The following is a 15158-nucleotide window of genomic DNA, read 5'->3' as shown; positions in this document are numbered from 1 at the left end:
TTTATTTACGATTAAAATATATGGGAGTCAATGTGATTTATTCAGCATAATGCTGTATTGAATATTGTAAATTGAAAACGGATGGAGTTTATTTTTTTATTTCGTCGCTTCTCTGTCTCCTCTTAGTGCCATTTTTACTCCTTGTGACTGTATTTTAAATGGCTGTTCGTTATTGTAAGCAAGATGTCACATACCTAGACATCTGCTGGATTAATGTCATGATGGGGTGAAAAATTTATCATGTGGTCTTTGGGAGTCACAGGGTATAGAAAACTCCCCTGAGCTTGGGCTCAGGGGAGTTTTCTAACTATAATGTTTGAATAGCGAATGAGTTGCTTGATGGATGGTGCGGGCCGTTTCGGCATTGTTCATGGTATAAAGATGAACACCTGCGACATCATTGGTTACCAAATCGACAATCTGATCTACAGCATAGGCCAGACCTGCTGCCCGAAGAGATTCAGGATTGTGCTCGTATTTTTCCAAGATGGCCTTGAATTTACGAGGGAGGCGGATATTCTTACAGGTTTTCAAGAGTCGAAGTGCCTGATTCCTGTTGATGATAGGCATAATACCTGCGATAATAGGCACTTCGATGTCTGCTAGAGAACATTTCTCCTGAAAGTTATAAAAAGCTTCGTTATCGAAGAAGAGTTGAGTTACCAAGGTTGAGCAACCGGCATCAACTTTCTTTTTCAAATTTTTGATGTCTGAGACAGAATTTGGTGATTCTGGATGTACTTCTGGATAACAGGCTCCAATAATGTCAAAATGAGGGGCTTCTTCCTTGATAAAGGAAATCAAGTCAGTTGCATATTGGAAGTCCTCTTTAGGGGGAAGACCTTCAATAATATCGCCACGAAGTGCTAAAATCTGATGCACACCAATTTCATCGAGAGAATGAAGAACGGATCGGACCTTTTCTTTTGTCAAGTAAGCAGCTGGCAAATGTGCGATAGTTGGAATATGCAATTCATTGCGAACATGGTTAGCCAACTTGACAGTCGTCTCTTCTACGTTCAAATTGTTATTGCTGCATGTAACACTGATAAAATGAGGGGCCAAACCTTGCATCTCATCGAGAGTTTGGATAATCTTTTCATTGCCTACTTCTGGTTTTGGAGGAAAAATTTCAAATGAGAGACTTGGGGTTTGACCAATCATAAATTAGAGTTCCTTTCTGGCTGCCTTAGCTGCTTGAGTCAAGTGGATAAGGCTAGCTTTTGTTTCTGATTCGCCACGAGTCTTGAGTCCGCAGTCTGGGTTAATCCAAACTTTTTCTTTCGGTACTTTAGCAAGGATGGCTTGAATGGTGTGTGCAATTTCATCAACGGCAGGGACACGTGGAGAGTGGATGTCATAGACACCAGGACCTACCTGAGTTTGGAAGTTTTTAGCCTTGAGTTCATCTAGGATAACAAGATTTGAACGGCTGGCTTCAAAGGAGATAACGTCCGCATCCATATTGTCGATGGCAGGAATGATGTCAGTAAATTCGCTATAGCACATGTGAGTGTGAATTTGTGTATCTGGTGCAACAGTTGAGTGTACCAAACGGAAGGCAGGGATTGCCCAATCAAGATACTCGCTGTACCAGTCGCTACGACGGAGTGGTAGTTTTTCACGAAGGGCTGCTTCGTCGATTTGGATGATCTTGATACCCGCTGCTTCAAGGTCAAGAACTTCTTCCTTGATAGCAAGGGCGATTTGAAGAGTTGATTCTTTAATAGAAATATCTTCACGAGGGAATGACCAGTTGAGGATGGTTACTGGCCCTGTCAACATACCTTTAACTGGTTTGTTTGTACGGCTTTGTGCATAGCTTGACCATTTAACAGTGATTGGGTTCAAGCGCGTCACATCCCCCCAGATGATTGGTGGTTTTACCCCACGCATACCATATGATTGGACCCATCCGTTCTTACTGAAGAGATAACCAGAAAGGTTTTCACCGAAGTATTCTACCATGTCGTTACGTTCAAATTCACCGTGAACTAAGACATCGAAGTCAACTTCTTCCTGCCATGCGATCCACTCATCTGTTTGAGCTTGGACAAATGCATCGTATTCTTCTTCTGAGATGTTTCCTTTGCGGAAGGCCAAGCGTGTGCTGCGAATTTCTTTGGTTTGAGGGAAGGAACCAATAGTGGTTGTTGGAAGAAGTGGTAAGTTTAGCTTCTCGCGTTGAATGGCTTCACGCTCTGCAAAGACTGGTAGGCGTGTATAGTCTGAGTCTGTCAGTCCTGCAAGACGGTCTGCAAGGGCTGCATCACGACCAACACGTTCAAGGGCAAAGAGTTCCTTGTTAGCTGTGAGAGCAACTTCGCCTTGACCGTTACGGATGGCATCCAAATCACGCAATTCGCTCAGTTTTTCAACTGCAAAGGCAAAGTGGTTGAGGATAGCTGGTTCAAATTCTTCATTTGCTGTTGTGAAAGGTACATGAAGAAGGGAACAAGAAGTTGTTATCACGACATTTTCAGCTGGAATAGCATTCAAAACAGCCAGGCTCTTTTCATAATTGTTGCGCCAGATATTTTTACCGTTGACGATACCAGCGTAGAGGGTCTTGTCAGCTGGGAAGCCTGTCGCAACAAGTGCAGCAGTTTCCTTACCTTCTACAAAGTCAAGACCGATGGCATCGACTGGTAGGTTTGTCAATTCAGTGTAAATATCACGAACATCACCGAAGTAGGTTTGGATAAGGACTTGCAAGCCTTTTTTATCTGCCAAGAGTGTTTGATAGATGTTAAGGAAGAGGGCTTTTTCTTCTGCAGTCAAGTCCTTGACCAAGCTAGGCTCGTCTAACTGGATTTTTTCAGCGCCAAGTTCTGCCAATTTCTCAAAGACTTGTCCGTAGGCTGCAACTAAGCTATCAGCGAAATTAGTAGCAGTTAAACCTTCTTCAAAATCAGTTAATTGTAAGAGTGTGAATGGACCAATCAAAACTGGACGAGTTGTGATACCTAAGTTCTTTGCTTCTTGGAATTCATCGAAAATCTTATGACCGGCTAGTTTGATTTCTGTATCTTTTTCAATAGCTGGAACGATATAGTGGTAGTTGGTGTTGAACCATTTTTTCATGGGTCTAGCACGAACGTCCCCTTTTTCTCCTTGATAACCACGTGCAAGAGCGAAGTATTTTTCAAGGTCAGTCAAATCAAGGTTCTGTACTGCTTTAGGTACGATGTTGAAGAGAACAGCTGCATCCAAAACATTGTCATAGTGGGAGAAGTCGTTGCTTGGGATTTCAGTAATGCCTGCTTCTTTAACAATATTCCAGTGCTTGGCACGCAAGTCTTTAGCTGCGGTCAAGAGTTCTTCTTGTGGAATTTCATTTCTAAAGTATTTTTCAGTGATAAATTTTAACTCACGGTGTTCTCCGATACGTGGGAAGCCGATAATCGTTGTTGTCATGGGATTTCCTCCAAAAATATTTCTATGCTCTTATCCTAACAGAAAAAATACCACTTGTATAATTGTAAAAAATTAGATGTTGTTATAGTTTTTAGTTATAACAATCTTAGTTTGGATCTTGTGTTTAGAATGCTTACTATATAATACAACTATTTTCTTTTTCAACACTTCATAATACAGAGTAGATAGTATCGCTATAGTTTTTCTTAATGTGTTGATAAATATTATATATTTGTCAAAATTTTAAATCCTTGATAGACTAGTACTACTTTTTGAAATTGGAGGAAGTGTTATGAAGAAGAAGTGGCTAACAGGCTTATTATCTACAGTAGCAGTACTAACCTTGGCAGCTTGTGCTAGTAGCGGTTCATCAACTGCATCATCAAGCTCAAACTCAGTTGCCGATACGGAAACTTTTACTTATGCAATTAATGGAGATCCTAGTTCGACAAACCCAATCAATACTAGTGATCGTTGGGGTTTGACCTTAACTAACTTTATTTACTCTCCACTTATTCGTGTTGAAGCAGATGGTACTTATGTAAATGAATTGGCAGATTCCTATGAAGTTGCCGAAGATGGTCTAAGTATCACCGTTAAACTCCGTCAAGATGTCAAGTGGTCTGATGGGGAAAGTTTCAATGCTGATGATGTCATCTTTACTTATGAACAAAAAATTAAAAAGGAAAACGGTGGTTCAGACGGTCTTTATATAAATGACCAACCAGTTAAGCTTGAAAAGTTGGATGATTACACGGTCAAATTCGTTCTTCCAGCTGTTTCTGCACCAGCCTTGGACAATATTGTTACGGAAACTTACATTATTCCACAACACGTTTTCAAGGATGAGGCAGACTTCTCAGCAAGCCAATTGACAGCGACACCTGTCGGAACAGGTCCGTACAAGCTTGTAGAATACAAGCATGGTGAATATATCAAACTTGCTGCTAATGAGTACTACTACAAGGGAGAGGCTGAAATTGATAACCTTGTCTTGCGGATTATTGAAAGTGCTGATACGACTAAAGTAGCCTTACAAACTGGTGAAGTGGATGCGGCATTTGTCCTTCCTTCTGATATTCAAGATTTGAGTACGGATACCATAACGACCTATGCCTATAGTGAAAACCGTGTTGGTTACCTTGGTCTCAATACTTCGACTGAAGAATTGAAAGATGTGAGAGTTCGTCAAGCCTTACTTTATGCGTTGAATAAAGAGGAGTTTAACCAAGCGGCCTATCTTGATAAGAAATACTATGAAACGCCATATTCATTCTTACCTGTTGCCAATCCATATGTGACCGAAGATGTTGAGAAATATGAGCAGAATCTGGAAAAAGCAAAACAACTCTTATCTGAAGCAGGTGTTAGCAATTTGACTTTAAATCTTGGTTATACAGGTTCTGATGCGGCTCAAACCTTACAAGCTACCTTAATTCAACAACAATTGTCAGCTATAGGTGTGACAGTTGAATTGGCAGGTGGGGACTCTACAGCACTCTTTACAGAGTTGAAAAAAGAAGGTTCAACTGCTTATGACCTCTTCTTGGGTGGTTATATCATGGGAAATGACCCAGATCAATATGCCCGCCTATTCAAAACAGGTGGAGCTTCAAACTACTTCAAATTAGCGTCAAGTGAGGTAGATAGCCTCTTTGAACAAGGAGCTGTTGAATTGGATCAAACAAAACGCGAACAAATCTATGATGATTTGCAAGCGACACTGGCTGACCAAGCTGCTATTTACCCAATCGTAGATAACAAGAAAGTGTTGGCGGTGAACAACCGTGTGAAAAATGTAGAAGAAGCGGGTTTGATTCCAATTTATACATTTGAAGATCCGTCGAAGTTAACAATTGAATAGTCTTTGCATGCTGGTATGACCAGCAAAGAGGAGAAGGAGTGGCAAAAGCTGAAACTCCTCCCCTCTTTTTCGTGTTTTTGGAGGATATATGTTTCGATATATTATCAAAAGAATCTTGCAGGCAATTCCTCTCTTGCTGCTGATTTCTTTTATTGTCTTTTCTTTGATTCAATTGGCACCGTTTGATGTCATAGATTCGATGACAACGCCAAATATGAGTCAAGAACAAATTGATTTATTAAAGGTAAAATATGGTTTGGATCAACCGTTCCTTGTTCAATACGCTGTCTGGCTTAAGGGGTTACTGACAGGAGATTTAGGTTTTTCACTAATGACTCAACACTCGATTGGAGTTGATTTGGCTGAAAAAATTCCCAACACTATTTCATTGGTCTTGCCTGCATATGTGACGGCCCTAATCCTAGCGATTATTCTGGGTTTGCTTGCGGCATCCCAAAGGGGGAAATGGGTGGACAAGTTTATTGATGCCTTTGCTTCTGTAGGAATTGCAGTCCCGACCTTCTGGTTTGCCATGATTTTAATTTACTTTTTTGGATATAAATGGCAGGTTTTCCCATTTATTGGTATGTATACCTTGGGAAAAGAAGGAAACCTTCTTGATTTTCTAGCGCATTTTACTTTACCCTATGTGACCTTGACTATGGCATTCCTACCAGAATTGATTCGGTTTATCCGAGCCTCAGCGATTGTAGAGGTTGAAAAAGATTATGTAACCGTTCAAGAGGCTTTCAAAGCCAGTCGATTCGAGATATTTGGGAAACATGTGGCCCGCAATGTTTTGATTCCTATTGTGACTCAAATTGGGATGGCCTTGCCGATGCTGGTAACAGGTGCTATTATCACAGAGACTATTTTTGCATGGCCGGGAGTTGGTCCCTATTTGACTTCAGCTACAAAGAGCTTAGATTATCCGGTTATAATGGCAGTTATGCTCTTGTCAGCTACCTTAGTTATTCTAGGGAATCTCTTATCAGATATTCTCTATGCTGTGGTGGATCCGCGTATTTGGAAAGGAGGAGAAGGTCAATGATTTTGAAGCAATTTAAGGAGACTGTAAAGAGTTCGCCACTCTATTTATTCTCGATTTTATTCATTCTTTTTCTACTATTTCTATCCTTGATCGCACCACTGATACCGATAGATCCAAATGTGACCGACGTTAGCCAGATGAACCAGGGGCCTAGTGCAGAGCATTGGTTTGGTACAGATCAGGTGGGCCGTGATTACTTCATTCGAGTGATTTATGGTGGTCGCATTTCACTCCTGGTTGGTTTATTGGCAATGACTGCTTCTGTTACGATTGGAAGTCTTGTTGGTATTACAGCAGGCTATCTTGGAGGAAAATGGGATAATGCTATTATGCGGTTTGTCGATGTCCTATCATCCATACCTTGGTTGGTTTTAGTTATCGTCCTCAGTGTCTTTCTGAAACCAGGATTGACTACGATTATCATTGTTATAGGTGGTTTTTCTTGGATGAGCATTGCTCGGATGTTGCGTGCTGAAACATTGAAAGCTAAAGTGGCGGATTATGTTGGGTATGCTGCCTTTATTGGTTTAAAGAAACCAGTGATTGTCTGGAGGCATATCTTTCCTGCAATCCTTCCAACTTTAATTGTGACCGCTTCAACTAGTATTTCCTCAGCTATTATGACGGAATCAGCTCTCAGCTTCTTAGGAATGGGGATTCAACAACCTCTAGCATCCTGGGGAAGTCTCTTGCAAAATGCCCAGTCTACCTTGCAGAGTGCTCCTCATATGGCAATATTGCCTGGACTTTTTATCCTATTGACCATTTATTCATTTAACAATATTGGTGATCTGATACGGGATTGCCTTGAAAGAGAGGTCTACTAATGTCAAAACAGCTAGTCGAAATAAGTAACCTCACCATTGTCAATCAAAAAAGGAAAGCACAAACCATTCTCGTCAAAGGGATTGATCTCTCCATTCCGCAAGGAAAAATTGTTGGAATTGTTGGAGAATCTGGTTCGGGTAAGAGTTTGTCGATGAAGTCTCTGATGGGGATTTTACCAAAAGGTTTGGAAGCAAGCTATGATCGATTTGAGATGAATGGTCAGCAAGTTGTAAATCCAAAGCTACTTTCCTTGTCGATGATTTTTCAAGATCCAATGACCTCTCTTAATCCCTTGCGGACAGTAGGTTATCATTTACAGGAAGTTCTAAGACGTTTTCAACCCAAATTGACTAAGGAAGAACGGGACAGAACTATCCATGAAATGTTGGAAAAGGTGGGAATTGAACATCCAGAACTGCGTCTCAAACAGTTTCCTTTTGAATTTTCAGGAGGTATGCGTCAAAGGATCATGATTGCCATGGCCTTGTTGACCAAGCCGGATTTGTTAATCGCAGACGAGCCAACAACTGCATTAGATGTAACCATTCAGGCTCAAATCTTGGCCTTGCTCAAAGAATTACAGGAACAGTTGGGGTTGACCGTTGTGATAGTGAGTCATGATTTCAGTGTTATTGCTGGAATCTGCGACTTGGTTTATGTCATGAGGAATGGATTGGTTGTGGAACACGGAACGGTTGATTCTATCTTTTCACAACCCTTACACGCATATACCCAATCATTATTAAGAGCAGCTCGTTTGGAAGCCAGTCTTGGAGCGGTTTTAGCCGACTCCGAAGATAGTCAGTTGATTCAAGTTAGTCCAGGACATTGGGTTAGAAAGGAGGAGAAGAATGGATAAGGAAGTTCTAGTACAGGTTTCGGATGTGAGCAAAACTTACTCTAAGAAGAATTGGTTTGGGCAAGAGCAACGTGTTGATGCTTTGACCGGTGTAAATGTGTCTATTTATAAAGGTGAGACACTTGGTCTGGTTGGTGAATCAGGCAGTGGCAAGTCAACACTTTCTAAAATTGTCTTAGGACTGGAAAGTGCTAGTCAAGGACGAGTTGATTTTCCGGGTTTGACGGCAGAAGATATAAATAATCAGGCCCTGCAGGTTATTTACCAGGATCCCTATTCTTCACTCAATCCCTATTTATCAGCCTTGGAGTTAGTCAAAGAGCCGCTTTATTCACTCCCAAAGAAAGAGGCGGAAGAGAGGGCCTTGGCTATGTTGAAACGGGTGGGCATAGAAGGGGATGCTGTACACAAACGCCCTAAATCTTTTAGTGGTGGTCAACGCCAGCGAATTGGCATCGCTCGAGCAGTTGTTTCACATCCCCAATTTATCGTGTGTGATGAACCGACCTCGGCCCTTGATGTGTCGATTCAGGCGACCATACTGGATTTGTTGAACCAGTTGCAAGAGGATTTAGGACTGACCTATCTCTTCATTTCTCATGATCTAAACTTGGTGCACCAATTCGCAGATCGTATTGCGGTCATGTACAAGGGATGCTTGGTTGAAATTGGACCAGCACAGGATATTTTCCAAAATCCCCAACATCCCTATACTCGTTACCTCTTGCAATCCAATCTGAGCCTTGATCCACAGGAGGCACGTGCTCAGTTGCAAAACCTATCCCAAACTGGGCTTATAAAGGATTTTGTAACGACAGGTAAATGGTCACAGGTAGACAAGGAACATTTTGTACTAAAGGCAACTGATAAATAATTTTTATCAGCCCATAAAACTTCTATATTAGACAGGGCTAGGTAGCCATGCTACAATTGAAAAAATGAAAGAAAGGGGCTTTTTATGGGAAAAGTTATCATTGGAATTTCAGGAAACGAGCAAGAATTTCCAACTAAATCTGGTAGAACTTATGTAACCGTTGCGAGTGAATTGGCAGATGGTGTGCGTCAGGCAGGTGGTGTACCAATGGTTATTCCTATGGGAACTCCTGACTTAGCCAAGGACTATATCAACATGATTGATAAGTTGATTTTATCAGGCGGTCAGCATGTAGACCCAAGTCTATACGGGCAAGAGCGCTTGATTGATAGTAATGATTACCTCTTGGAACGGGATGAATTTGAACTGGCTTTGATTGAGGAAGCCCTTCGTCAAGGGAAGCCCATTTTTGCAGTCTGCCGAGGGATGCAGTTGCTGAATGTTGCTCTAGGCGGAAGCTTGGAACAAGAGGTGGCTCATCATTGGCAAGAAGGTATTGCGGGGACATCCCATCGTTTACAAGTGAAACCTAAAAGCCGAATCGGTCAACTGTTTGCCCAAGGGAGCCCTATTAATTCCTTCCATCAGCAACGAATCAAAGAATTGGCTCCAGGACTGGTGGCTACAGGTTTGGATCCTAGAGATGGTACGATAGAAGCTTATGAAAGTAGAGGTAACCAAGCTTTGTTTGGTATCCAATGGCATCCAGAATTTTTGTACAATGATTGTAAGCAACATCGAGACCTATTTCAGTATTTAGTAGATATATTTTAAGAGGGGTATCCCTCTCAATACTTATAATTGCAAAGGTATTTGTTATAACGAAAAGTTATAACTTTCTATAAAAAAAGTCAATTAGTCAGAAAGAAAATTCTGTGTTAAGATAGATACAGTTCTAATTTAAGGAGATCATTTTATGAAATTAAAAAAATTGTTTAGTTTGGCAACAGCTGTTTTATCAGTAGGTGTACTTGCTGCATGTGGGAACTCTTCTTCAAGCTCTTCATCTGATTCTTCAGCAACAACTGTTCGTGTGGGTGTGATGAGCTTGAGCGATTCTGAGCAAGCCCGTTGGGATAAAGTTCAAGAAATTCTTGGGGACGAAGTGAAGTTGGAATTCACTCAATTTACAGATTACTCACAGCCAAACAAGGCAGTTGCTGAAAATGAAGTAGACATCAATGCTTTCCAACACTACAACTTCTTGAATAACTGGAATCAAGAAAATGGTGAAGACTTGGTTGCTATTGCGGATACTTATATCGCACCAATCCGTCTTTACTCAGGTACAGCTGATGGAAAAAACAAGTACACTAAAGTGGAAGAAATTCCAGATGGTGCAGAAATTGCGGTTCCAAACGACCCAACAAACGAAAGTCGTGCTCTTTACCTTCTTCAAGCAGCTGGTTTGATCAAGGTTGGTGTATCTGGTACAGAATTGGCAACTATTGCTGATATTACTGAAAACAAGAAAAACTTGAAAATCACTGAGTTGGATGCAAGCCAAACAGCAAGCTCACTTAGCTCAGTTGATGCAGCAGTTGTAAACAACACATTTGTGTTGGAAGCTGGTTTGGATTACAAAAATGCCCTTTACAAAGAGCAAAAAGATGAAAATTCAAAACAGTGGTACAACTTGATTGCAGCTCGTAGCGATTGGGAAAAATCAGAGCAAGCAGCAGCGATTAAGAAAATTATCGAAGCCTACCACACGGATGAAGTGAAAAAAGTTATTGAAGAGACTTCAGACGGTATGGATGAGCCAGTTTGGTAAAATGTAAATAGGTTGAGGACTGGGCAGAATTGTTCAGCCCTCTATCTGTTTTTATAGAGATAAGAAAAAATCTCTTAACCAAAGTCAGAAATGTGGGAGAATATTTGATTTTGGTTAGTAGATTTAATTGGTTTTCATTGAGTATGAGGAGAAAGTATGGCAGATAGTAAAGTTCAATTATTTGAAAATGATGCGATTATTCAAACCTATTTTGAAAAGTTGAAGGTCTTGATTTCAAAGAAATCCATTTTTGCTCAGCAGATTGGTTTGTTGGATGTGGCGACTTATTTGAAAGATATGTTTGAAGAAGCTGGTGCAGAGGTTGTTTTAGACGACAGCTATGCAGCACCATTTGTCATGGCAACGTTTAAGGCTTCGGTGCCAGATGCGAAAACATTGATTTTCTACAATCATTATGATACAGTACCTGCTGATGCCGATCAGGTCTGGGAGAAGGGCAACCCCTTTGAATTGACTGTTTCTGATGGCTATATCTATGGTCGTGGGGTGGACGATGACAAGGGCCATATCACAGCTCGTCTGTCGGCCTTGAAAAAATATCAGTCTAGACAGAATGGCCATTTACCAGTCAATGTGATATTTATTATGGAAGGGGCAGAGGAGTCAGCTTCTGTCGACTTGGATAAGTATCTTTCAAAATACAAAGAACACTTGATTGGTGCTGATTTGCTGGTCTGGGAGCAGGGGCATCGCAATAGCCTACATCAGCTAGAAATTGCTGGGGGAAATAAGGGAATTGTGACCTTCGATCTTCAGGTCAAATCAGCTGACTTGGACATTCATTCTTCCTATGGAGGTGTCATTGATTCGGCAAGCTGGTATTTATTATCAGCACTTCAATCCATGCGGGCTGCAGATGGGCAAATTCTGGTAGATGGCATTTACGAGCAAGTGCAAGAGCCAAATGAGCGTGAATTGGCCTTAGTGGAAGAATTTGCACTGGCTACCAGTCAGTCTATGACGGATATTTATGGACTAACCCTTCCAACCTTGGTAGAAGATCGTCGTGAGTTTCTGAAGCGTTTGTATTTTGAGCCATCGATTACCATTGAAGGCTTGTCAACTGGCTATCTTGGTCAAGGTGTCAAGACCATCATACCAGCTCAAGCTTCTGCTAAGATGGAAGTCCGTCTGGTACCTGGGTTGGAGCCGCATGATGTATTAGATAAGATTCGACAGCATTTGAACAAACATGGTTTTGACAAAGTTGAGGTTGTCTTCACTCTAGGAGAGATGAGCTACCGAAGTGATATGTCGCACCCTGCCATTGTCAATGTGATTGAATTGGCCAAAAAATTGACACCAGAAGGAGTTGCTGTCTTGCCGACGTCACCGGGGACAGGACCTATGCATACAGTTTTCCATGCCTTGGGCGTGCCGATTGCAGGATTTGGATTAGGAAATGCCAACAGTCGCGACCATGCAGGTGATGAAAATGTCAGCATCGCTGACTACTATAGCCATGTTGAATTAGTAGAGGAGTTAATTGCAAGTTATGAGTAAGGAAATGATTAAGCTAGATAATATTGATGTAACCTTTCAGCAGAAAAAACGGACCATTGAAGCAGTCAAGGATGTGACCATTCATATCAATCAAGGGGATATTTACGGTATCGTAGGTTATTCTGGAGCAGGGAAATCTACCCTTGTCCGCGTCATCAATTTGTTGCAGGTTCCGTCTGCGGGTAAGATTACCATTGATGAAGATGTGATTTACGAGGGAGATAAGGTCACACTTACCCCAGCTCAATTGCGAAGCAAACGCCGTGAGATTGGCATGATTTTCCAGCATTTCAATCTGATGGCTCAGATGACGGCAGAAGAAAACGTAGCCTTTGCCCTTAAGCATTCGGGTTTGAGCAAGGAAGAGAAGAAGGAAAAAGTAGCTAAACTCTTGGACTTGGTTGGACTTTCTGACCGTGCTGAAAACTATCCAGCTCAGTTGTCCGGTGGTCAAAAGCAACGTGTTGCCATTGCGCGTGCCTTAGCAAATGACCCTAAAATCTTGATTTCTGATGAGTCTACTTCAGCCTTGGATCCGAAAACAACTAAGCAGATTTTGGCACTTTTGCAGGAATTGAATGAAAAATTGGGCTTGACTATTGTTATGATTACCCACGAGATGCAGATTGTAAAAGACATTTGTAACCGTGTGGCTGTTATGCAGGATGGTCGCTTGATCGAAGAAGGTTCAGTTTTAGAAATCTTCTCTCATCCAAAGGAAGAATTGACACAGGATTTCATCAAAACAGCAACAGGAATTGATGAGGCCCTGGTGAAAATTTACCAGCAGGATATTGTTAAGAATTTGCCTGAGAACAGTATCTTAGTTCAATTGAAATATGCTGGTTCCAATACGGATACGGCAATTGTCAATGATTTGTATAAATTCTATCAAGTGTCTGCCAATATTTTATATGGTAATATTGAGATATTGGACCATACGCCAGTCGGTGAGATGGTGGTGATCTTATCAGGTGAACCTGGTCAATTACACCGTGCGATTGAGGCAGTGACAGAGGCCCGTGTAGAAGTGACGATTTTGAAAGGAGCAAACTAGATGTTAGAATGGATTCAAACGAATTTTCCAGATATTTATAAATTGGGCTGGGATGGTCAGACAGGTTGGTTAACACATTTTAATTTGACCCTCTATATGACCTTTGTTTCCTTTGCTTTTGGTGGATTTATGGGCTTGGTGTCTGGTTTATTCTTGGTTTTGACAGGTCCACGTGGGGTTATTGCCAATAAGACTGCCTACTGGATTTTGGACAAGGTGGCTTCTATCTTCCGAGCCATTCCTTTCATTATTTTGTTGGCGGCCATTGCTCCTTTGACAAAAATTATTGTTGGAAAAACCATTGGTACAGAGGCGGCTTTGGTTCCGCTCGCCCTTTCAGTCTTTCCTTTCTTTGCACGTCAGGTTGAAGTGGTCTTGTCAGAATTAGACCGTGGTGTCATTGAGGCTGCTCAGGCATCAGGTGCGACTTTCTGGGATATTGTCCTTGTCTATCTGCGTGAGGGGCTACCAGACTTGATTCGTGTGACGACCTTTGCCTTGGTTTCCTTGGTCGGCTACACTGCCATGGCTGGAGCCATCGGAGCAGGTGGTTTGGGACAAGTTGCGCTATCATACGGCTACCTACGGTATAATAATGATGTGACCTTTTTAGCAACTCTTTTGATTTTAGTTATCATCTTCGTAATCCAGTTTATTGGAGATTTCTTGACGAGAAAGATTAGTCATAGATAAGTTATGTTTTTGAGGTTTTTGAGAGGACAGTTGGTCCTCTTTTTTGATGCAAAATACTTGACAAATTCCTTGTTATACTAGTATAACAAGGCTTGACTTTACAGCCAAGCCTTCCTAAATAGCAAAAAAGGGAGAAATATGTGTGTCCGAAATGTGGAAGTTATCAGGTTATTAAAATTGGTGATAATCATTCGGATTTGCTCTTTTTAAGAGGTACACAAACTTGCACATGTCTATAAATGCAAAAAATGCTCTCATAAAATGGTTGAAAAGAGATAGATTTTGGAGGTAAAAATGGCAAAGTTTCTAGATCAAGAGGATTTGCAACTAATCGAACAATTTAAGGCAGAGAATTTGCAAAAGAAAAACAGGATTATTGAAGAGTATCGTTATTACGATATTCCCGATGCTTACAAGAGTGAAGCAGCTAAAGATGCCCCAACTTATGAGCATTATTTAATGAATAAAATAGTGTTCTCGCCGGAAGATGAGAAAGCCGTTGATGAATTAGGCGAGAGCGCAGGAACTCTTGAAAGGGTTCGGCATCTGACTAGTCAAGTAATGACCTCTGAGGAATGGTACCGTTCGGTATATGGAATAGGTTTCTTTGAAAAATTCAATGTGAATGAATTGAGGTGGTATCTTTATGATGCAGTGATTTTGATGAGTAGATGGGAATCAACTCTGCATTGGGAAAATGAGGTGCTTATTGCCTGGTCTAACAGGGAAAAAAAGGGGAATTGGATTTGGTGGCTTCTTGGTTTGACCCTCTTCTTAGCTATTGGAGAATTGGTCTTCGGTAATGATAGGGCTGGCTATTTTCAAAGGAGTTTTATATTCTTTTTATTATCGGCTGGTATCGGTATTTTTGCCAAGAGAAAGCATCAGAAAAAGCAAGAAGATATTGCAGTGATTAAACAAAGGCTTGAGGAAGTAAAAGAGTGTAAAAGTTGGCACTATCATAAAGCTCAGGAGCATCCATTGATTATGCAACAGGGGCAACATAGTTCATCATTCTTTTTTGAAACAATGCTTGGTTATGTCAACGAGGGGCGTGTCAATACCTTACAGGAAGCTTTAAATTTGTATCATCAAGAAAGTCAATATGACCAACTGTTGCGCCAACAAGCTGCCACACTACAGCGAGCGGAGCAAATTCAACAGATGACAACATTTAATACAATATACAATGTATTAAAAAATAGAAATTGAGGTAG

The 15158-nt window shown here is 41.1% G+C and carries 13 protein-coding genes; 11 read left to right on the top strand and 2 right to left on the bottom strand.

The genetic code is table 11. The annotated features are described in order from the left end of the window. Positions 1–303 precede the first annotated feature (303 nt). Positions 304–1164 (bottom strand): methylenetetrahydrofolate reductase [NAD(P)H], encoded by an 861-nt coding sequence (gene metF / locus NOL38_RS01185; protein WP_277941134.1) that lies wholly within the window; start codon positions 1162–1164, stop codon positions 304–306. A gap of 3 nt (positions 1165–1167) precedes the next feature. Then, positions 1168–3417, bottom strand: coding sequence for a 5-methyltetrahydropteroyltriglutamate--homocysteine S-methyltransferase (gene metE / locus NOL38_RS01180; RefSeq protein WP_277941133.1), 2250 nt, complete (start codon positions 3415–3417; stop codon positions 1168–1170). Positions 3418–3709: 292 nt separating this feature from the next. On the opposite strand from metE, the gene NOL38_RS01175 reads away from it, so the two are divergent. From NOL38_RS01175 to NOL38_RS01125, 11 genes are all read left to right on the top strand, one after another. Next, positions 3710–5281: an ABC transporter substrate-binding protein gene (locus NOL38_RS01175; RefSeq protein ID WP_277941132.1), complete on the top strand. Its 1572-nt coding sequence runs from the start codon at positions 3710–3712 to the stop codon at positions 5279–5281. An 88-nt stretch (positions 5282–5369) separates the two neighbouring features. After that, positions 5370–6332 (top strand): ABC transporter permease, encoded by a 963-nt coding sequence (locus NOL38_RS01170; protein ID WP_053864229.1) that lies wholly within the window; start codon positions 5370–5372, stop codon positions 6330–6332. Next, positions 6329–7159: an ABC transporter permease gene (locus NOL38_RS01165; protein WP_425244226.1), complete on the top strand. Its 831-nt coding sequence runs from the start codon at positions 6329–6331 to the stop codon at positions 7157–7159. Before NOL38_RS01170 ends, NOL38_RS01165 begins: the two co-directional genes overlap by 4 nt. Continuing rightward, positions 7159–8019, top strand: a complete 861-nt coding sequence (locus NOL38_RS01160; protein ID WP_172048295.1) for an ABC transporter ATP-binding protein — start codon at positions 7159–7161, stop codon at positions 8017–8019. The genes NOL38_RS01165 and NOL38_RS01160 overlap by 1 nt, the downstream gene beginning before the upstream one ends. Continuing rightward, positions 8012–8893, top strand: coding sequence for an ATP-binding cassette domain-containing protein (locus tag NOL38_RS01155; protein WP_277941131.1), 882 nt, complete (start codon positions 8012–8014; stop codon positions 8891–8893). The genes NOL38_RS01160 and NOL38_RS01155 overlap by 8 nt, the downstream gene beginning before the upstream one ends. Before the next feature lie 84 nt (positions 8894–8977). Next, on the top strand, positions 8978–9667 hold the full coding sequence (locus NOL38_RS01150) for a gamma-glutamyl-gamma-aminobutyrate hydrolase family protein (RefSeq protein WP_029751737.1): 690 nt from the start codon (positions 8978–8980) through the stop codon (positions 9665–9667). A gap of 142 nt (positions 9668–9809) precedes the next feature. Then, the gene (locus NOL38_RS01145) at positions 9810–10667 is read left to right on the top strand and encodes a MetQ/NlpA family ABC transporter substrate-binding protein (protein ID WP_277941130.1); all 858 of its coding nucleotides are present in this window, start codon (positions 9810–9812) and stop codon (positions 10665–10667) included. Positions 10668–10823: 156 nt separating this feature from the next. Then, positions 10824–12191 (top strand): M20/M25/M40 family metallo-hydrolase, encoded by a 1368-nt coding sequence (locus NOL38_RS01140; RefSeq protein WP_277941129.1) that lies wholly within the window; start codon positions 10824–10826, stop codon positions 12189–12191. Continuing rightward, on the top strand, positions 12184–13248 hold the full coding sequence (locus tag NOL38_RS01135) for a methionine ABC transporter ATP-binding protein (protein ID WP_238709975.1): 1065 nt from the start codon (positions 12184–12186) through the stop codon (positions 13246–13248). Before NOL38_RS01140 ends, NOL38_RS01135 begins: the two co-directional genes overlap by 8 nt. Continuing rightward, entirely contained in the window at positions 13249–13941 is a 693-nt protein-coding gene (locus NOL38_RS01130) for a methionine ABC transporter permease (RefSeq protein WP_012027676.1), read from the top strand. Positions 13942–14235: 294 nt separating this feature from the next. Next, on the top strand, positions 14236–15153 hold the full coding sequence (locus NOL38_RS01125; protein WP_277941128.1) for a hypothetical protein: 918 nt from the start codon (positions 14236–14238) through the stop codon (positions 15151–15153). Positions 15154–15158: the final 5 nt, after the last annotated feature.

Origin of the sequence: Streptococcus suis (assembly GCF_029616525.1) — a bacterium.
Taxonomy (GTDB): Bacteria; Bacillota; Bacilli; order Lactobacillales; family Streptococcaceae; genus Streptococcus; species Streptococcus suis_AF.
Note: the sequence above shows the minus strand (reverse complement) of the source record. Positions and strands in the feature narration are given on the sequence as shown.